Annotated in this window: 15 protein-coding genes and 1 pseudogene; all 16 read left to right on the top strand. The window is 65.4% G+C overall.

Annotated features, from left to right (window positions below; translation table 11 throughout):
- Nucleotides 1-2,591: pseudogene (locus tag ACK4OE_RS20995) on the top strand (excinuclease ABC subunit A); the annotation flags it as partial.
- A gap of 202 nt (nt 2,592-2,793) precedes the next feature.
- Entirely contained in the window at nt 2,794-3,294 is a 501-nt protein-coding gene (locus ACK4OE_RS20990) for a hypothetical protein (RefSeq protein WP_409887738.1), read from the top strand.
- A 319-nt stretch (nt 3,295-3,613) separates the two neighbouring features.
- Nucleotides 3,614-3,874, top strand: a complete 261-nt coding sequence (locus tag ACK4OE_RS20985; RefSeq protein ID WP_409887736.1) for a DUF4212 domain-containing protein — start codon at nt 3,614-3,616, stop codon at nt 3,872-3,874.
- 11 nt (nt 3,875-3,885) lie between these two features.
- Entirely contained in the window at nt 3,886-5,691 is a 1,806-nt protein-coding gene (locus ACK4OE_RS20980; protein WP_409887735.1) for a sodium:solute symporter family protein, read from the top strand.
- Nucleotides 5,692-5,858: 167 nt separating this feature from the next.
- Nucleotides 5,859-6,236: a hypothetical protein gene (locus ACK4OE_RS20975; RefSeq protein ID WP_409887733.1), complete on the top strand. Its 378-nt coding sequence runs from the start codon at nt 5,859-5,861 to the stop codon at nt 6,234-6,236.
- Between the two features lie 88 nt (nt 6,237-6,324).
- Nucleotides 6,325-6,627 (top strand): hypothetical protein, encoded by a 303-nt coding sequence (locus ACK4OE_RS20970; protein WP_409887731.1) that lies wholly within the window; start codon nt 6,325-6,327, stop codon nt 6,625-6,627.
- 6 nt (nt 6,628-6,633) lie between these two features.
- Nucleotides 6,634-9,426: an ATP-binding protein gene (locus tag ACK4OE_RS20965; protein WP_409887729.1), complete on the top strand. Its 2,793-nt coding sequence runs from the start codon at nt 6,634-6,636 to the stop codon at nt 9,424-9,426.
- Nucleotides 9,423-9,809 carry a response regulator transcription factor gene (locus tag ACK4OE_RS20960; RefSeq protein ID WP_409887727.1) on the top strand — a complete coding sequence of 129 codons (387 nt, stop codon included), beginning with the start codon at nt 9,423-9,425 and terminating at the stop codon, nt 9,807-9,809. The genes ACK4OE_RS20965 and ACK4OE_RS20960 overlap by 4 nt, the downstream gene beginning before the upstream one ends.
- Nucleotides 9,806-11,998, top strand: a complete 2,193-nt coding sequence (locus ACK4OE_RS20955; protein ID WP_409887725.1) for an exonuclease domain-containing protein — start codon at nt 9,806-9,808, stop codon at nt 11,996-11,998. Before ACK4OE_RS20960 ends, ACK4OE_RS20955 begins: the two co-directional genes overlap by 4 nt.
- A 234-nt stretch (nt 11,999-12,232) precedes the next feature.
- The gene (locus tag ACK4OE_RS20950) at nt 12,233-12,994 is read left to right on the top strand and encodes a TetR/AcrR family transcriptional regulator (protein WP_409887723.1); all 762 of its coding nucleotides are present in this window, start codon (nt 12,233-12,235) and stop codon (nt 12,992-12,994) included.
- 24 nt (nt 12,995-13,018) lie between these two features.
- Nucleotides 13,019-13,948, top strand: coding sequence for an SDR family oxidoreductase (locus tag ACK4OE_RS20945; RefSeq protein ID WP_409887721.1), 930 nt, complete (start codon nt 13,019-13,021; stop codon nt 13,946-13,948).
- Complete coding sequence (locus ACK4OE_RS20940) at nt 13,945-15,558, top strand: acyl-CoA carboxylase subunit beta (RefSeq protein WP_409887719.1); 1,614 nt, start codon at nt 13,945-13,947, stop codon at nt 15,556-15,558. The genes ACK4OE_RS20945 and ACK4OE_RS20940 overlap by 4 nt, the downstream gene beginning before the upstream one ends.
- A 54-nt stretch (nt 15,559-15,612) precedes the next feature.
- A complete protein-coding gene (locus tag ACK4OE_RS20935) occupies nt 15,613-16,788 on the top strand; it encodes an acyl-CoA dehydrogenase family protein (protein ID WP_409887717.1) in 1,176 nt (391 codons plus the stop codon).
- A gap of 190 nt (nt 16,789-16,978) precedes the next feature.
- Nucleotides 16,979-17,791, top strand: coding sequence for an enoyl-CoA hydratase/isomerase family protein (locus ACK4OE_RS20930; RefSeq protein ID WP_409887715.1), 813 nt, complete (start codon nt 16,979-16,981; stop codon nt 17,789-17,791).
- Nucleotides 17,788-19,728, top strand: a complete 1,941-nt coding sequence (locus ACK4OE_RS20925) for a biotin carboxylase N-terminal domain-containing protein (RefSeq protein WP_409887713.1) — start codon at nt 17,788-17,790, stop codon at nt 19,726-19,728. The genes ACK4OE_RS20930 and ACK4OE_RS20925 overlap by 4 nt, the downstream gene beginning before the upstream one ends.
- Nucleotides 19,725-19,923, top strand: a 199-nt coding sequence (locus ACK4OE_RS20920) for an acyl-CoA dehydrogenase family protein (RefSeq protein ID WP_409887712.1), incomplete at its 3' end; no start/stop codon positions are given. The genes ACK4OE_RS20925 and ACK4OE_RS20920, both read left to right, overlap by 4 nt.

Below are 19,923 nucleotides of genomic sequence, written 5' to 3'. Positions count from 1 at the left end.
CCATCGAGCAGCGCCTGTCGCGCGGCGGGCGCAAGTCCACCGTGGGCACCACCACCGAGGTGTGGCACTTTCTGCGCCTGCTGTACGTCAAGCTGGGCACCCAGCACTGCACCAAAGACGGTGCCGCCGTGCAGCCGCAAACGCCCGAGAGCATCGCGGCCCAGCTGCTCACGCAGTTCCGCGGCCAGCACATCGGGCTGCTTGCGCCGCTGGTGATGAACCGCAAGGGCGTGTACACCGAGCTGGCCGACTGGGCCCGCCCGAGGGGCCACACGCACCTGCGCGTGGACGGCAACTTCTTGCCCACCACCAACTTCCCGCGCATTGACCGTTTCAAGGAGCACACCATCGAGCTGCCGGTGGCGAGCCTCGACGTCTCGCCCGAGAACGAAGCCCAGCTCCGCAAGGCACTGGCCGACGCGCTCACGCACGGCAAGGGCGTGGTGCATGTGCTCAGCAGCATCAGCACGCTGGCGGAGGCCATGCAAAACGGCGCGGCCACGGCGGGCATTGGCCATCTGCAAGCGTTTTCGACCAAGCGCGCATGCCCGGTGTGCGCCACCAGCTATGCCGAGCTGGACCCGCGCCTGTTCAGCTACAACAGCAAGCACGGCTGGTGCCCCGACTGCGTGGGCACGGGCGTCAAGCTCACCAAAGACCAGCGCAAGGTGTTTGACGACTCGGTACAAGACGACAAGGAAAAAGGCCGCGAGCAGACCTTTGCCGAGGCCGAGGTGGAAGACCTGGCCGACACCGCCTGCCCCACCTGCAGCGGCACCCGCCTGAACGCCACGGCCCGCGCCGTCAAGTTTGCCGGTGTGGGCATCACCGACATCGCAGCCCTGTCGGTGACGGATGTGCGCCGCTGGATCGAGACCCTGCGCATCGAAGGCGGCATGACCCAGCGCGAAGGCGACATCGCCCGCGACCTGGTGCCCGAGATCCAGAGCCGCCTCGAATTTCTGGAAGAAGTGGGCCTGGGCTACCTCACGCTGGACCGGGGCGCGCCCACGCTCAGCGGTGGAGAGGCGCAGCGCATTCGCCTGGCCGCGCAACTGGGCAGCAACCTGCAGGGCGTGTGCTATGTGCTGGATGAGCCCACCATCGGCCTGCATGCGCGCGACAACCAGATTTTGCTCAACGCCCTGCACAAGCTGGGCGACAAGGGCAACACGCTGGTGGTGGTGGAGCACGACGAAGACACCATTCGCCGCGCCGACCACATCATCGACATTGGCCCGAGTGCCGGCAAACGCGGCGGGCGCCTGGTGGCGCAGGGCAGCGTGGCCGACATCACGGGCGCCGAAGATTCGCAAACCGGCCGCTACCTGTTGCACGCCATGAAGCACCCGCTGCAACTGCGCCGCAGCATGGCGGCCAGCGAGGTCAGTGCCGAAGCAACGGCCGCCTTTGCCCGGGCCGAAGCCGCAGCGCCCACCGGTCGGCAAAGCGCCGCCGTCAAGAAGCGCGCAGCCCAGGCCGCATCGCTGGCGGCGGATGCGTTGACCGAAGCCAAGGAACGCGCAGCGATGCGCTGGCTCACGGTCCACGGCGCGCAACTGCACAACCTGCAGAACGTGACCGCCACCGTGCCTTTGCATCGTTTGGTCGCAGTGACGGGCGTGAGCGGCTCGGGCAAGTCCACGCTGGCCCGCGACGTGCTGCTGGCCAACGTGCAGGCCTGGGTACAACAGCGCAGTACCAAAGCCGGGCGCGATGCGATGGACGCGGGCAAGGCGCCGCCACTGGTCGGTTGCACGGGCTTGTCGGGCTTTGAGAGCATCGACCGCGTGCTGGAAGTGGACCAAACGCCCATCGGCAAAACACCGCGTTCCTGCCCCGCCACCTACATCGGCTTCTGGGACACCATCCGCAAGCTGTTCGCTGAAACGCTGGAGGCCAAGGCGCGCGGCTATGCGGCCGGGCGCTTTAGTTTCAACACCGGCGAAGGCCGCTGCCCCAGCTGCGAAGGCGCGGGCGTGCGCACCATCGAGATGAGCTTTCTGCCCGACGTGAAGGTGCCGTGCGAAACCTGCCACGGTGCGCGCTTCAACCCCGAGACGCTGGCTGTGACCTGGCGCGGCAAGAGCATTGGCGACGTGCTGCAGATGGAGGTGGACGAGGCCGTGGACTTCTTCGCCACCATGCCCAGCATTGCGCACCCGCTGCAACTGCTGAAGGACGTGGGCTTGGGCTACCTCACGCTGGGCCAGCCCTCGCCCACATTGAGCGGCGGCGAGGCGCAGCGCATCAAGCTGGTGACTGAGCTCACCAAGGTGCGCGACGAGGTCGGCCGCCGGGGCCAGAAGGCGCCACACACGCTGTATGTGCTCGACGAGCCCACGGTGGGCCTGCACATGGCCGACGTGGACAAGCTCATCCGCGTGCTGCACCGCCTGGTGGATGGCGGCCACAGCGTGATCGTGATCGAGCACGACCTCGACGTGATCGCCGAGGCCGACTGGATCCTGGACCTGGGGCCGGAGGGCGGCAACGCCGGTGGCCGCATCGTGGCCGCCGCGACGCCTGAAGAGGTGGTGGCTGCGGGCACGCACACGGGCAAGGCGCTGGCGGCGGTGCTGGCACGTTGAAGGGTAAGGGTGGATGGGTGTGATGTGCTGAAAGCGAGGCGTGTGCAGCGCACAGCGCTGTCCGCCTATGTCCTACGCGCAGGGCAGGCCGAGGCGCACGTACGTTGGTGGGGGTGGTTCATACGATGCAGTTCAGGGACCAGCGCTCGGGGCGCAACTCCCCCCAGCAACCCCCATCAACAATCTACGGACGCTCATCACCATGCAATCTCTCTTCAAAACCTGCGTAGCCCTGGCTGCCACTTCTGTTTTGCTTGTCGCCTGCGGCGGTGGCAATGACGAAGATCCAACGCCCAGCAATGAGCCCGGTGTGCTGACAGTGAGCAACGCAACCATCAGCACCCTCAATGGTGTTTATGGCAACGGTGCGTTGAATCTCACCAACGTCGACAAGGAAAACCCCATCGGCTCGGTGCCGGAGCTGTGCTCCTTCCGCTTTGATGGCGCCAACAAGGTGGGCGCTTCGACCACTGCGTTTGGTGACATTCGCTACCGCCCTGATGCCACCGGTTTGCATCAGGTGTTCCTGACGTTTGAAGGCAAGGAATACGCCAGCGGCGAGCCGACCGACACGGCCGTGGTGCGCGAGAGCGATCAAGTGCGCTTCAACGGGAAAACCCTGACAGCCACCGACAACTCGAACGCGACAATCCGCGTGACTGGCATTGTTCCTATGCGCACTAACCGGCCTTTGGGCTGCTAATCTGCAGCAGCCGGCGAAACACTACTGATCCCTCCCCCCGGTCTGTTTTCTGACCGGATTTGGCCTCCGCTGCTCTGGCAGCGCGAGGCCTTTTTTATGCCCCTTGCGCAGCAATCGCATGTTTTCGCCGCACTGCGAAATGGCGGATCGGTGTTTTCCCTCGGGTCGTCAATCCTGCGTAAGTTTGGCCGCTTTCATCAGTTCACTGTAAGGAACCGTCGCCACAGTCACCCTCGCAATCCCGTGGCCTGCCCGCGGAATGTGCAGGGGCAGCGGAGTTTCTTCGCTGTGTTTCTGTTCTCAAACATGAGGGGACTTCATGAAGGAAGACAAAAGCAGTCATGCCTACTGGAAAGCCACGCTCGGCCTACTCACCAAGATTCTCATCATCTGGTTTTTAGTGTCGTTTGGCGCGGGGATTCTGTTCGTTGACTTATTCAACAAGATCAGTCTTGGCGGTTACCCGCTCGGGTTCTGGTTCGCCCACCAAGGCTCCATCTACATCTTCATTGCGCTGATTTTTTATTACGCCAAGAAGATGGGCGACATTGACCGTCAGTTCGACGTGCATGAAGACTGAGGACTGACATCATGGATCTTCAAACAACCATCTACCTCTTTGTCGGGCTGAGCTTCGCGCTCTACATCGGCATTGCTGTGTGGGCCCGCGCGGGTTCCACCAGCGAGTTCTACGCGGCGGGCGGCAGCGTCCACCCGGTAACCAACGGCATGGCCACGGCGGCCGACTGGATGAGCGCTGCGTCGTTCATCTCCATGGCCGGCCTGATCTCTACCATGGGTTACGGCGGCGGGCTGTTCCTGATGGGCTGGACGGGTGGCTACGTGCTGCTGGCCATGCTGCTGGCGCCCTACCTGCGCAAGTTCGGCAAGTTCACAGTGCCCCAGTTCATTGGTGACCGCTTCTACTCCAAGAGCGCAAGCACCATTGCCGTGATTTGCCTGCTGGTTGCATCGCTCACCTACATCATTGGTCAGATGACTGGTGTGGGCATTGCGTTCTCGCGCTTCCTCGGTGTGTCAAGCGACACGGGCATCTACGTGGGCATGGCCATCGTGTTTGCCTACGCCGTGTTCGGCGGCATGAAGGGCATCACCTACACACAGGTGGCGCAGTACATCGTGCTGATCCTGGCCTACACCGTGCCTGCCGTGTTCATCTCGCTGCAGCTTACGGGCAACCCGCTGCCACAGCTGGGGCTGGGTGGTAACTACATCGGCACGGACATGTCTCTGCTGGCCAAGCTCGACTCGGTGGTCACCGATCTGGGCTTTGGCAAGTACACCACGCAACTGCCTGGCAGCACGCTGAACATGTTCATGTACACGATGTCGCTGATGATCGGCACCGCTGGCCTGCCACACGTCATCATGAGATTCTTTACCGTTCCTTCGGTCAAGGACGCTCGCAGCTCGGCTGGCTGGGCGCTGGTGTTCATTGCCATCCTGTACACCACGGCACCCGCAGTGGGCGCCATGGCAAAGCTCAACCTGCATTCCACGGTGAACACCGCGGTCAAGACCGGTGGTGATCTGTATGCGGCTGACGCCAGCCTGTTGAACGAGCAGCGTCCAGACTGGATGAAGCGTTGGGAAAAGACGGGCCTGTTGAAGTGGGAAGACAAGAACGGCGATGGCCGCATCCAGTACTACAACGACAAGACCACCAATGCCGAAGCCAAGGGCAAGGCAGAAGCTGCCGGCTGGAAGGGCAACGAACTGAACGTAAATGTCGACATCATCGTGATGGCCAACCCCGAAATCGCGCTGCTGCCCAACTGGGTGATCGCGCTGGTGGCGGCCGGTGGTCTGGCGGCGGCGCTGTCTACTGCGGCGGGTCTGCTGATGGCGATTTCTTCGGCCGTGTCGCATGACCTGGTCAAGAACGTGTTCAACCCCAACATCAGTGAAAAGAACGAGCTGCTGGCAGGCAAGGTCTCCATGGCGGTCGCCATTATGGTGGCGGGCTACCTGGGCTTGAATCCGCCAGGGTTCGCGGCGGGTACGGTGGCATTGGCCTTCGGTATTGCGGCCAGCTCGCTGTTCCCAGCCATCATGATGGGTATTTTCAGCAAGAAGATGAACAAGGAAGGCGCCATGGCCGGCATGCTGGCAGGCCTGTTCTTCACGCTTTTCTACGTGTTTGCGCACAAGGGCATCTTCTTCATCAAGGGCACGGAGTACCTGGGTCTGATTGGCGGCGCCAACAGCATCTTTGGCATCACCCCAGAAGCCATTGGTGCAGTGGGTGCGATGGTGAACTTCGGTGTGGCGTTCCTGGTGGACAAGTTCACCAAAGAGCCGCCAGCACACATCCAGGCCATGGTCGAAGCGGTGCGTGTGCCACGCGGCTCCAAGCTGGTGGATGGTGCACACTAAGTAAGGTGCGGGGCGCAAGCCCTGCTACCGTGTAAACCACACTGTTCGCTGCGGCGCAGCACAGTGACAATGGAGGCCCTGCTGGCTGCGCTGGCAGGGCCTTTTTACTGAATGAATGATTGGTTGGGCGCTGCAACAGGCGGCGCCACCAACGAGGGGAGCCTTGCATGGTTTTCGATGTCAGCGTCGCTTTGACGTGGATTCTGTATCTGGCGCTGTTCCCGATGGCGTTCTTCTGGTTCCGCCGGGCCTGGCGCATTGTGGTCAAGCGCGACTTTTCCGAGGTGGGCTTGAAGCGCGGCCTGCCGCCGCCCAACCCCGAGAAGTACGCGCCGTTCGAGATGATCATCAACCTGATCGCTGGCACGGTGGCCACCGTTGTCATCATCAGCGTGGCGCTCGGTCAGCTGGACTACAACACCTGGACGGCAATTGCGGGCAGCACCATCTGGTGCAAGTTTTTCCTGAGTTTTGCGCTGTCACGCCAGGCCCACGGCAGCATCCCCCGGCCCAAGGCCGAGCCGAAAGCAGAACCTAAAGCCTGACTGCGCCACTCGGCAAGTAAGACCGAGGTAAGTGCCAGGCGCACAATGCGGTGCAGGGACGCGTGGAGACGTCTCGCAGGAGACCGCTGTGCACAAACGACTCGGCTCCCAACGCCTGGTTGCGCTGTTTGCCGGCGGCTGGGTGTTGCTCAATTTCCCCCTGCTGGGGCTGTGGGACCGTGACGCTACGGTATGGGGCGTCCCCGCGTTCCCGGCAGCGCTGTTCTTGCTGTGGCTGGCGCTGATTGTCGCGCTGGCCTGGTTGGTAGAGAGGCCGTCGGTGCGCGATGACGAGGCTCCGGCGTCTGCCTTACCTTCGGTTCCTTCGACGCCCCTCTCTCTGTCCCCTTCCCCGCAGTCTTCTGCGCCCCCGCCCTCGCCGCGGGCCTGACGCACCATGTTGTCGCCTGCACTGGTCATCTCTGCGTCGCTGGGCTACCTTCTGATCCTGTTTGCCGTGGCCTACTGGGCCGACTGGCGTGGGCGCCAGGGCCGCTCGGTCATTGCCAACCCGTGGGTGTATGCGCTGTCGCTGGCGGTGTACTGCACGGCCTGGACGTACTTTGGCAGTGTGGGCCGGGCCGCAACTGGGGGCGTGTGGTTTCTGCCCATTTACCTCGGCCCCACGCTGGCCATGGTGCTGGGGTGGTTGGTGGTGCGCAAGATGATCCGCATCGCCAAGGCCTACCGCATCACGTCGATTGCCGACTTCATTGCCAGCCGCTATGGCAAAAGCCCGCTGCTGGCCGGGCTGGTCACGCTCATTGCGGTGGTGGGCATCGTCCCGTACATCGCGCTGCAGCTCAAGGCCGTATCGGCAGGCTATGCACTGCTGACGGCCCAGGCGGGCGATGTGGCTCAGACGTCGGTGCACTGGAGCCAGGACAGCGCGTTCTACGTGGCGCTCGTACTGGCCGGGTTCACGATGGTGTTTGGCGCCCGGCACCTGGACACCACCGAGCGGCACGAAGGCATGGTGGCAGCCATTGCGTTTGAATCGGTGGTCAAGCTGGTGGCGTTTCTGTCGGTGGGCCTGTTTGTGGTCTACAGCCTTTTTGATGGCCTGGGCGATTTGTTTGCGCGGGCGCAGGCTGTGCCTGCGCTGCAGCAGTTGCTGCGGCTGGAACAGGGTGGGCAGTTTGCCTGGGCGCAGTGGTTTGCGCTCACGCTGCTGTCCATGCTGTCGGTCGTTTTTCTGCCCCGACAGTTTCAGGTGATGGTGGTGGAGAACGTGCGCGAGTCACACCTGCGCCGGGCGGTGTGGGTGTTTCCGTTGTACCTGCTGCTCATCAACCTGCTGGTGTTGCCGATTGCGCTGGGCGGGCTGCTGCACTTTGGCGGCGGCGCCGCAATGAACGCGGAGAACTTTGTGCTGTCGCTGCCCCTGGCTGCTGGCCAGCACGCGCTGGCGCTGTTTGTGTTCATTGGTGGGCTGTCGGCCGCTACGGGTATGGTGATTGTGGAAACCATTGCGGTGTCCACCATGGTCAGCAACGAACTGGTGCTGCCCCTGCTGCTGCGCTGGCGGCATCTGCGCAGCGGTGCGGGGCAAGACCTGTCGCGCCTGCTGCTGGGCATTCGCCGGGCGGCCATTCTGGGCGTGCTGGTGCTCGGCTATGTGTACTTTCACCTCGCGGGCGAAGCGTATGCGCTGGTCAGTATCGGGCTCATCAGCTTTGCCGCCGTGGCCCAGTTCGCCCCCGTGATGCTGGGCGGCATGTACTGGAAAGGCGGCACACGCCGGGGTGCGCTGGCGGGTCTGCTGGTGGGGTTTGCCATGTGGGCTTACACGCTCATGCTGCCCTCCATTGCCAAATCAGGTTGGCTGGATGCGGGCTTTCTGACCCACGGACCGTGGGGGCTGGGGTGGCTGCGGCCCGAGCAGTTTTTAGGACTGACCGGTTTCGATGGTCTGACCCATTCACTGTTCTGGAGCCTGCTGGCCAACTTGGTGGCCTACGTGGGCGTCTCGCTGTGGCGGGCGCCGTCCGGCCACGAGGCCAGCCAGGCGCTGCTGTTTGTGGATGTGTTCGAGCGCACGGCAGTCTCCAGCCCCGTGTTCTGGCGCGGGCGCGCCCGCACGCCCGATCTGCTGCAACTGTGCGAGCGCTTTCTGGGTGCCACCAAGGCCGAGGCGCTGTTTGCCGACTACGCCCGGCAAGTGGGCGTGCGGCAGGCCGACGCCATCCGGCCCGATGCGCGCTTTGTGCAGTTTGTCGAAACGCAACTGGCCGGCGCGGTGGGCAGCGCATCGGCGCGCGTGCTGGTGGCATCGGTGGCCGAGGAAGAAATCCTCACCCCCGACGACGTGCTGCGCATCCTCGATGAAACCTCGCAGGTCCGCGCGTATTCGCGCGCGCTGGAGGACAAGTCGCGCTCGCTGGAGCAAGCCACCGCCGAGCTGCGCGAGGCCAACAACCAACTGCAGAGCCTGGACCGCTTGAAAGACGACTTCATGTCCTCCGTCACGCACGAGTTGCGCACACCGCTCACCTCCATCCGCGCGCTGGCCGAGCTGATGCAGGGTGATGCGGACATGCCCACCGCCCAGCGCCAGCAGTTCATCGGCATCATCGTGGCCGAGACCGAGCGCCTGACGCGCCTTGTGAACCAGGTGCTGGACATGGCCAAGATCGAGGCAGGCCATGCCGACTGGCATGTGGCTGCGGTGGACCTGCGCGCACTGGTCGAACAGGCCGTGGCGACCACTGCCGAGGTGTTCCGCGAACGCGCTGCAAAGGTGTCTGTGCAACTGCCGGCCGACTTGCCCGTTCTGCAGGCCGACCCCGACCGGCTCATGCAGGTGCTGCTCAACCTGCTGTCCAACGCTGCCAAGTTTGTGCCGCAGCACGGCGGCGTGGTGAGGGTGGAAGTGCAGGCCGACGCCGATGGCGTCACCGTGTCGGTGCAGGACGACGGCCCGGGCGTGGACCCGGCGCAGGCGCAGCTGGTGTTCGACCGCTTTCACCAGGGCGGTGACGCGGCGCACCGCCCGCAAGGCACCGGCCTGGGCCTGCCCATCAGCCGCCAGATCATTGAACATTTCGGCGGTCGCCTGTGGCTGGAGCAGCCAGCGCCCATCGCCCCAAAGCTTTCCTCCCACATCCCGACGGCACCCGCAGCAGGCGCGCGTTTCCGCTTCTGGCTGCCGCTGCAACCCCCTATCGCCAAAGGCCCGCCCACACCATGACCGCCAAGATACTGATCGCCGACGACGAGCCCAACATCGTGATATCGCTCGAATACCTGCTGCAGCGCGAGGGCTACACCGTGGTGGTTGCGCGCGATGGCAACGAGGCGCTGGACAGTATCGCGCGCGAGCGGCCCGACCTGGTGCTGCTCGACGTGATGATGCCGCACAAGTCCGGCTTTGAGGTGTGCCAGGCGGTGCGCGCCGATGCCGCACTGCAGGCCACCAAGATCCTCATGCTCACGGCCAAGGGCCGCGAAACCGACGTGGCCAAGGGCCTGGCGCTGGGTGCCAATGCCTACATGACCAAACCGTTCTCCACGCGCGAGCTGGTGCAGAAGGTGGCCGAACTGCTGGGCCTGCCCGCGGAAGGTGCTGTATGAAAAAAATCGACCCGCGCTTGCTGCTGGCGGTGGCCGTGGCCGGGCTGGTCATGGCGGCCTGGCTGCTGCTGATGGGCGCCGTGGTGTGGTCCACGCTCGACGCTGCCGAGCGCGCTGCGGTGGGCGATGTGCTGTCGCCGCGCGTAGTGCTGGTGGCCATGGGGTGGCTGGCGGGCTTGGCCGTGGTGGGTGGTGCGTTGCAGGTGCTGTACCGCCGCTACGTGGGTGCCCCGGCCCGCTTGCTCGAAGAAACACGCGTGGTGCTGACGGCAGCCACACCCCAGCAGCTCAAGCCCCGTGGCACAGCCGAGATGCAGGCCCTTGCGGGCGCGGTGAACGAGCTGGCTGCGCAGCGGGACGGCTTGCGCGCCGACATGGACGCACAGGTTGCCCAGGCCAGCTACAGCGTGCAGCAAGAAAAGAACCGCCTCGCCGCGCTGATGGCCGAGCTGAACCAGAGCGTGGTGGTGTGCAACCGCGACGGGCGCATCCTGCTGTACAACCAGCGCGCCCGCCAGCAGTTTCGTGCCCTGTCGCAAGGGGCGGACACCGCAGCGGGCGCCGAGCTGATGGGCATTGGCCGGTCGGTGTATGCCGTGTTTGACCGCCAGGTGCTGGCCCATGCGCTGGAGCGCATCCACCAGGCCATGGCGCGCGGCGCACCCAGCCCGTCGGCACAGTTTGTGACCAGTGCACAGGGCGGGCAACTGCTGCGCGTGCAGGTGGCGCCCGTGCGCGCGGCGGACGGCATGGCCCAAGGCCAGGGTGACCCACCGGCTGTGGCATCCCTCAGCGGCTTTGTGCTGATGCTGGAAAACGTGACCCAAAGCGTGCAGGAAGAGTCCGAGCGCGACCAGCTGCTGCACGGCCTGACCGAAGGCAGCCGCGCGTCGCTCGCCAACATCCAGGCCGCCGTGGACATGCTGGGCTACGCTGACCTGGAAAGCGCCATGCGCGAGAAATTCTTGGCGGTGGTGCGTGACGAGGTCGGCACCATGGGCCGCCGTATCAGCGACCTGGCCCAGCGCGCCACCCAGCGGCTTAAAACCCGCTGGCCGCTGGAAGAGATGCTGGGCGCCGACCTGGCCAACGCTGCGCAACGCCAGATCACCGCGGTATGCCAGCGCCCTGTAACGCTGGACGACGTAGATGCCCACCTGTGGCTCAAGGTGGACAGCTATACCCTGCTGCAGGCGCTCACCTATCTGGCCCACCGGCTGGTGGACGAGTTTGAGGTGCGCTTTTTGCAGCTGCGCCTGCAGCCCGTGGGCGCCCATGCGCAGCTCGACCTGGTGTGGAGCGGCCAGGCCATGAGCAACGAAACCGTGATGAGCTGGGAGATGGATGCCATGCGCTTTGGCACCGAGCGCACACCGCTCACGGTGCGCGATGTGGTCGAGCGCCACGGCGGCGAAATGTGGTTTGAGCGCGACCGCGTGCGCCACCAGGCGTTCTTTCGGTTTTTGCTGCCGCTGGCCAGCGTGCAAGGCCCGGTGGAATCCGCCCCGGGCGATGGCAGCAGCTACAGCCGCCCCGAGTACTACGACTTTGACCTGTTCCAGATGGACGAGCAGGGCAGCACGCTGGACGACCGCCCGCTGGCCGAGCTGGCCTACACCGTGTTCGACACCGAGACCACAGGCCTGAACCCCGCAGGCGGCGACGCCATCATCCAGCTGGGCGCGGCGCGCATCGTCAACGGCAAGCTGCTGCGGCAAGAGACCTTTGAACAGCTGGTAGACCCTGGGCGGCTCATCCCCGAAGCCTCCATTCCCATCCACGGCATTTCGCAAGACATGGTCACCGGCAAGCCGCGCATTGCACAGGTGCTGCCTGTCTTTCATGCGTATGCCCAAGACACCGTGCTGGTGGCCCACAACGCAGCGTTCGATATGCGCTTTCTGCAGTTGCAAGAGGCCGCCACGGGCATCGCGTTTCACCAGCCGGTGCTGGACACCTTGCTGCTGTCGGCCGTGGTGCACCCGCACCAGGAGTCGCACCGGCTCGAAGCCATTGCGGAGCGGTTCAACATCACCGTGCTGGGGCGGCACACTGCGCTGGGCGATGCGCTGGTGACGGCAGAAATCTGGCTGCGGCTGATTCCGCTGCTGCAGGAGCAAGGAATTCATACCCTGCGGCAGGCGCGAGAGGCGGCGCAGAAGACGTACTACGCGCGGTTGAAGTATTGAGCCGCCAGGGTGGGCGTCCTGACGTTCCGAATTTGTTGGGTGCTGGAATGGGTGGCGCGCCAGCCTACACAGGTGTTGTGTGCTATGAAAATAGTAGCTAATGGCGCTTGTCCAATAAGCGCTAGAGGCTAAAAACACTATAAATCTGAGGTGGCAAATGCCACTGCAATCTCGGCATGTATTTTTACCAAGCACTTGCTTGCTAAAAATAAACAGTTTTGCTATTGTGTCCGCATGGACTCACCCGTGCCGCGCACCCGCGCCATTGCCCCCCCAGCCAAGAAAACCCCGGCCCGCCCCCGCAGCAAGGCCTTAGCGACGCCCATCGCCAACCTCATCCTGGCAGAAGCCACAGCAAAAACCAACGCAGAAGCAACACCGACCCGCCGCCCCCGCGGCCGTCCGCGCAAAACCGCCGAAGAACTCGACGACGGCAACCGCCGCCGCAAGCTCATGGACGGCGCCGCCAAGCTGTTCCGCACCCAGGGCTTTGCCGCCACCAGCACGCGCGACATCGCGGCGGCGGCAGGCATGCACAGCGGCTCGCCCTTCTACCACTTCGAAAGCAAAAGCGCGCTGCTCTACGCCGTGATGAGCGAGGGCATGACCATGGCCGCGCAAAGCCAGCAGCAGGCACTCGACGCACTGCCCGCTACGGCCACACCGCGCGAGCAATTGCACACGCTCATTCGCCACCACTTCGAGATCCTGCTCGGGCCTCGCAGCAGTTTCATACCGGTGATGCTGTACGAATGGCGCTCGCTCACGCCTGCGCAGCGCAAGGGCATTGCCCGCATCAAGGACAGCTACGAGGCCACCTGGATGCCCGTGCTGCAAGCGCTGGCCCAGCAGGGCGCGCTCCAGGCCGAGCCCGGCGTGGCGCGGCTGTTCATCTTTGGGGCGCTCAACTGGGCGGTGCAGTGGTTCTCACCCAAAAAGGGCAAATCGCTCGACGCGCTCACCGACGAGGCGCTGGCCCTCTTCATCCGGTCATAGCAACCCCATCCAGGCGGAATCACCATGGCCCCCATCGCGCGCAACGCCTACCAGTCTGTGTTTGCTCCGGGCCTGCTCAATGGCCAGGTAGTGGTGGTCACCGGCGGTGGCTCCGGCATTGGCCGATGCACGGCACACGAGCTGGCGCACCTGGGCGCGCATGTGGTGCTGGTAGGGCGCAAGGCTGAAAAGTTGCTAGCCGTGGCGGAGGAGATCACTGCCGATGGCGGCCGCGTGTCGTGCCAGGTGTGCGACATCCGATCTGAAGAAGGCGTGGTGGCGCTGGTGCAGCAGATCATCGCTGCGCAGGGCCGCATCGATGCGCTGGTCAACAACGCGGGCGGGCAGTTCATGGCGCCGCTCGAATCCATCAGCGCCAAGGGGTGGGAGGCCGTGTTGCACACCAACCTCACCGGCGGGTTTCTGATGGCGCGCGAGTGCTACCGGCGGTGGATGGCGCAACACGGTGGCTCCATCGTCAACATCGTGGCCGACATGTGGGGCTCCATGCCGGGCATGGGGCACAGCGGGGCTGCGCGCGCGGGCATGGTCAGCTTCACCGAAACCGCTGCGCTGGAATGGGCGCACAGCGGTGTGCGCGTGAACGCTGTGGCGCCGGGCTACATCGCCTCCAGCGGCATGGACAACTACCCGCCCGAGGCGGCGGACATGCTGCGTGCCATGCCGCGCACGGTGCCGCTCGGGCGCTTTGGCAACGAGGCCGAGGTGTCGGCGGCCATCACCTTTTTGCTCAGCCCGGCAGCCAGCTTCATCAGCGGCACCACGCTGCGGGTGGACGGCGCACGGCCCCAGGTGCGCATGGGCTGGCCGCAGCGCCCGCCTGGTGCCACAGCCGCAGCGCACCCGGCCGTGCGGCCATTTGACGGCTTTCACCGCGCGCAGGTGCCTCAGGTGTTTGCACCTTCCCATACCCCCAAGACCGAGGCCGTATGACCGCTGTCTTCACCTCCCGATTCAACGCAGGCAGCGCCGAATCCACCCAGCGCCGCGCAGCGCTGCAGGACCGTTTGGATGCGCTGCGCGCGCTGGAAGAGCGTGCCGCCGCAGCATCGGCCCGCTCACTGCCCCAGTTTGAAAAACGCGGCCAGCTGCTGCCGCGCCAGCGTGTGGCGCTGCTGCTGGATGCCGGTGCGCCCTGGCTGCCGCTGTGCAGCCTAGCGGGCTACCTGCAGGACGTGAAAGACCCCGAGAAGTCCGTGCCCGGTGGCGGCGTGGTCGCAGGCATCGGCTTTGTGAGTGGCGTGCGCTGCATGGTGGTGGCCAGCGACTCGGGCATCGAGGCCGGTGCCATCCAGCCTATGGGCCTGGAAAAGATTCTGCGCGTGCAGGAGATCGCCCTGCGCGAGCGCCTTCCTTTTGTGCACTTGGTCGAGAGCGCGGGTGCCAACCTCATGCGCTACCGGGTCGAAGGTTTTGTGCACGGCGGCAGTTTGTTCCGCAACCTCGCGCGGCTGTCGGCGGCGGGCATTCCGGTGATCACCGTGCAGCACGGCTCGGGCACCGCAGGCGGCGCCTACATGCCCGGCTTGTCGGATGTTGTGATCATGGTGCAGGGCCGCTCGCGCGCCTTTCTGGCCGGGCCGCCGCTGCTGAAGGCCGCCACGGGCGAGATTGCTACGGAAGAAGAACTGGGTGGTGCCGAGATGCACACCGCCGTCTCGGGCCTGGGCGAATACCTGGCGCTGGATGACCGCGAGGCCATTGGCCTGGCGCGCGATGTGGTGGCGCAACTGGGATGGAACATGCCCCCGCGACCCAGCGCACCCGGGCCTACCTTGCCTGCGGATGACCTGTTGTCCCTGATGTCCGCCGACTTGCGCCAGCCCGTGGACATGCGCGAGGTGATCGCGCGGCTGGTGGACGGATCGGAGCTGCTCGAATTCAAGGCCCGCTACGGCATGGCCACCCTGTGCGCGCAGGGGCACATCGGCGGGCATGCCGTGGGCTTCATCAGCAACAACGGCCCTATCGACGTGGCGGGCGCCAACAAGGCCACGCACTTCATCCAGTGGATGTGCCAGCTGGGCCACCCCATCATCTACCTGCAGAACACCACCGGCTTCATGGTGGGCAAGGACAGCGAGCAGGGCGGCATGATCAAGCACGGCAGCAAGATGATCCAGGCCGTGACCAACGCCACCGTGCCCCAGATCACCATCCAGTGCGGCGCCAGCTTTGGCGCGGGCAACTACGGCATGTGCGGGCGGGGCTATGCGCCGCGCTTCCTGTTCAGCTGGCCGGGTGCCAAGACGGCGGTGATGGGCGGCGAGCAGGCTGCGCGCACCATGCAGATCGTGACCGAGGCGGGGCTGGCGCGCAAAGGCATCACGCCTGACCCGGCCGAATCGCAGGCCCAGTTCGACAAGATCGTGGCCATGTTCGAGGCGCAGGCCGATGCGTTCTATACCAGCGGCCTGCTGCTGGACGACGGTGTGATCGATCCGCGCGACACACGCTCCGTGCTGGCTTTTTGCCTGGACACGATAGCGGACGGCGCAGCGCGCACGCCCCGGCCCATGCAATTCGGGGTGGCTCGCATGTAGCTCACGCACCGCCCCGGCCCTCTCGCTCACCAAATCATCACGGAGACAAGCACCATGCAGTTCACGCACGAGCACCGCGAGATCCAGAAGACCCTCAAGCGCTTCATCGACGAGGAGATCAACCCCCATGTGGACGAGTGGGAGGCGGCCGAGATCTTCCCCGCGCACGAGGTCTTCAAGAAGATGGGCAACCTGGGCTTGCTGGGCCTGTGCAAGCCCGAGGAGTACGGCGGCCAGGGGCTGGACTACTCGTACAGCCTGGCCATGGCCGAGGCGCTGGGCCACATCCACTGCGGCGGCGTTCCCATGGCCATTGGCGTGCAGACCGACATGTGCACCCCGGCGCTGGCGCGCTACGGCAGCGAAGAACTCAAGCGCAATTTTCTCGCCCCCGCGATTGCGGGCGACATGGTGGGCTGCATTGGCGTGAGCGAGCCTGCGGCGGGCAGCGATGTATCCGGCATCAAGAGCGTGGCCCGCAAGGATGGCGACGACTACGTGATCACCGGCCAGAAGATGTGGATCACCAACAGCCTGCAGGCCGATTGGATGTGCATGCTGGTCAACACGGGCGAAGGCCCCGTGCACAAGAACAAGAGCCTGGTGATGGTGCCCATGCGTGACGGCCCTGGCGGCAAGCTCACCAAGGGCATCGAGGTGGCGCAGAAGATCCGCAAGATCGGCATGAACAGCAGCGACACCGGCCTGATCTACTTTGACGAAGTGCGCGTGCCCCAGCGCTACCGCATCGGCGCCGAAGGCCAGGGCTTCATCTACCAGATGCAGCAGTTCCAGGAGGAGCGCCTGTGGTGCGCCGCCAGCACGCTCGAATCGCTGAACCACTGCATCCAGTGGACCATCGACTACGCGCAGGAGCGCAAGCTGTTTGGCGCCACGCTTGCCGACCAGCAGTGGGTGCAGTTCAAGCTGGCCGAACTCAAGACCGAGGTCGAAGCGCTGCGCGCACTCACCTACCGCGCCTGCGACTTGTACGTGAACGGCCAGGACGTGCTGGAGCTCGCCAGCATGGCCAAGCTCAAGGCCGGCCGCCTCAACCGCGAGGTGCCCGACACCTGCCTGCAGTTCTGGGGCGGCATGGGCTTCACGCTGGAGAACAAGGTCTCCCGCATGTACCGCGACGGGCGGCTGGCGTCCATCGGCGGGGGCGCGGATGAAGTGATGCTGGGCATCCTCGCCAAGCTCATGGGCATTGCGAAACGACCCGTATGAGAGGCAAAAGGTTGTCCCTGCAGCGTGATGCGCGCGCAGTACTGCCCCTCTCCCCTCGCGGGAGAGGGGTTGGGGAGAGGGGGCTGATTTGGCGCTGCCTCCCAGTCCGGCACCCCCTCTCCCCAGCCCTCTCCCGCGAGGGGCGAGGGAGTGAAGTCAGCCCGCTGCGTGCGAACCATGGCATACGGAAATGACCGCCGCTGTTTTGCTCATCGACCGCGTGCCGCTGCCCAGCGGCAGCCTCGAAACTTGGACGCTCAACGACCCGGCCAGCCGCAATGCGCTGTCCGAGGCGATGGTGGACGGTCTGATAGCCGCGTGTGAGCGGGCTGCGGCCGATGCCGACCTACGCGGCGTGGTGCTGCGGGGTGCCGATGGGCACTTCTGCGCGGGTGGCAGCCTGGGCGGCTTTGCCAAGACCATTGGCCAGCCCCTGGCTGCCGGCGCAGCCGACCCGCTGGTGCCACTGAATCGCCGCTTTGGCGCGTTGCTGCAGGCCCTGTGCGCGTTGCCGCAGTGGCTCATCGTGGCGGTGGAGGGCGCGGCCATGGGTGGCGGCTTTGGTCTGGTTTGTTGCGCTGATCAGGTGCTTGCACACAGCGGCGCGCAGTTCGCCACGCCCGAGGTCACGCTGGGCATCGTGCCTGCGCAGATCGCGCCCTTTGTGGTGCACCGCCTTGGGTCTGCTGCTGCGCGGCGTTGTCTGCTGACGGGCGAGCGCTGGGATGCCGCGAAAGCTCAAATCGCGGGGCTGGTTGATGAGGTGGTGAGTGGCGACATGGAGGCTGCAGTGCAAGCCGCCATCGCACGCCATGCCGCCGCTGCGCCTCAGGCCGTGGCTGCTACCAAACGTTTGCTGCTGGCCCAGCCAGATAAGCCATTGCCCGCGCTGCTCGATGACGCCGCCCTCGCCTTTGCGCAAGCGCTGCGTGGCCCCGAGGCGCCGCAAGGGCTGACGGCGTTTGCTGCGCGCAAGGCGCCGCCCTGGAGTGCGAAGCCATGAAAAAGATACTGATCGCCAATCGCGGCGAGATCACTCGCCGGGTGATTTACACCGCCCACCGCATGGGCATCGAAACGGTGGCGGTCTATTCCGACCCCGATGCCAACGCCCTGCATGTGCGCGAGGCCACCCAGGCGGTGGCGTTGGGCGGAGCGGCCAGTGCCGACACCTACCTGCGCATCGACAAGCTGCTGGCCGCCGCCCGCGCCACCGGCGCCGATGCCGTGCACCCCGGCTATGGCTTCCTCAGCGAGAACGCGGAATTTGCCCAGGCCGTGGTCGATGCGGGCCTGACCTGGATTGGCCCCTCGCCAGCCGCTATCCGCGCATTGGGCAGCAAGTCCGGCGCCAAGGCACTGGCCCAGGCGCATGGCGTGCCCTGCTTGCCCGGGTACTTCGGAGACGATCAGAGCGACGAGCGCTTTGCAGCCGAGGCAGTGCGCATCGGCACGCCCCTCATGGTCAAGGCCGTGGCGGGTGGGGGAGGGCGCGGCATGCGCCTGGTCACCGACCTGGCGCAGTTGCCCGCCGCACTGGCCAGCGCACGGTCGGAGGCGCTGGCGGGTTTTGGCTGTGGCGACTTGCTGATCGAACGCGCACTGCTGCAGCCGCGCCATGTGGAGGTACAGATCTTTGCCGACGCTCACGGCGGATGCGTCCACCTGGGCGAGCGCGATTGCTCGGTACAGCGCCGCCACCAGAAGATCATCGAAGAGTCCCCCAGCCCCGCAGTGGACACAGCGCTGCGCGAGCGCATGGGTGCCTGCGCCGTGGCGCTGGCGCAGGCCGCTGGCTATGTGGGCGCGGGCACGGTGGAATTCCTTCTGGACGGGGCTGAATTCTTCTTGATGGAGATGAACACCCGCCTGCAGGTGGAGCACCCGGTAACCGAAGCGCTCACGGGGCTGGATCTGGTGGAATGGCAAATCCGCGTGGCGCGCGGCGAGCCGCTGCCATTCACACAAGATCAGGTGCATCTGCAAGGCCACGCCATCGAAGTGCGCCTGTGTGCCGAAGACGCACATTTCTGCCCCCACATCGGCCGCGTGCTGCAGTTCAGCGCACCACCGGCCACCGCGTTTGAGCGGGCTGCGCCGGGTGCGCTGCGCTTTGACCACGCGCTGGAGGAGGGGGCAGAGGTCGCACCCCACTACGACGCCATGCTGGGCAAGCTCATCGTGCACGCGCCCACGCGGGCCGAGGCCATCGCCGCCTTGGTGCGTGCACTGCACAGCACCCGCGTGCTGGGCCTGCCCACCAACCGCGCGTTTCTGGCGGCCTGCCTGCAGCACCCGGTGTTTGCCAGTGGGCAGGCGTTGGTGCCGTTCTTGGCAGAGCACGCTGCTGGTTTGCAGGGTTTGCTATTGAAAAAGGAGCTATCAGCGCTTATGCAATCAGCGCTAGAGGCCATTTTTGCTTCAAATCCTGCGTCAGATCTGCCTTGTTCCATGGCCCGGCCTTTGCGCCTGCGTCACCAGGGCGAGGTGCACGCTGTCGCCGTGCGCGAGCTAGGCAGTGGGCGGCTGCAGGTTGAGCAGGCCGGGGCTGAGCCCACCAGCATCACGCTGCAGCTGCCCCATCGCGGTGTGCATTACGCTGCCGTGGGGCCGTTGCGCTGGCACTGGCAAACCGACGGCGTGGACGGGTGGGTAGAAGACGCATCGTGGGAGTCCGCCACACGCGCAGGCGCCGCTGGTGGCGCCACCGAGTTGCACGCGCCCTTCAACGGCAAGGTGGTCGCGCTGCCCGTGGCCGCAGGCCAGGCGCTGGCGGCGGGCGACACCGTGGTGGTCATCGAATCCATGAAGCTCGAACACAGCCTGGCCTGCCCTGTAGCTGTCACGTTGGCCGAGCTGCTGGTGGCCCCGGGCCAGCAGGTGTCGCCCGGCCAGGTGCTGGCCCGCTTTGCACCCGCCACGCAAGGAGCGCCCGCATGACCGCCACATCCGACGCGACCCTTGTGAGCGACGAAGACCGCACCGCACTCACCGACACCGTCACCCGCTTTGCCCGCACCGAGATCGCGCCGCATGTGGACGCGTGGGATGCCGCCGGTGAATTCCCCCGCAGCCTGTACCGCCGCGCGGCCGACCTGGGCCTGCTGGGCCTGGGCTACCCAGAGCAGTACGGCG

Origin of the sequence: Acidovorax sp. (assembly GCF_046314175.1) — a bacterium.
Taxonomy (GTDB): domain Bacteria; phylum Pseudomonadota; class Gammaproteobacteria; order Burkholderiales; family Burkholderiaceae_C; genus Acidovorax.
Note: the sequence above shows the minus strand (reverse complement) of the source record. Positions and strands in the feature narration are given on the sequence as shown.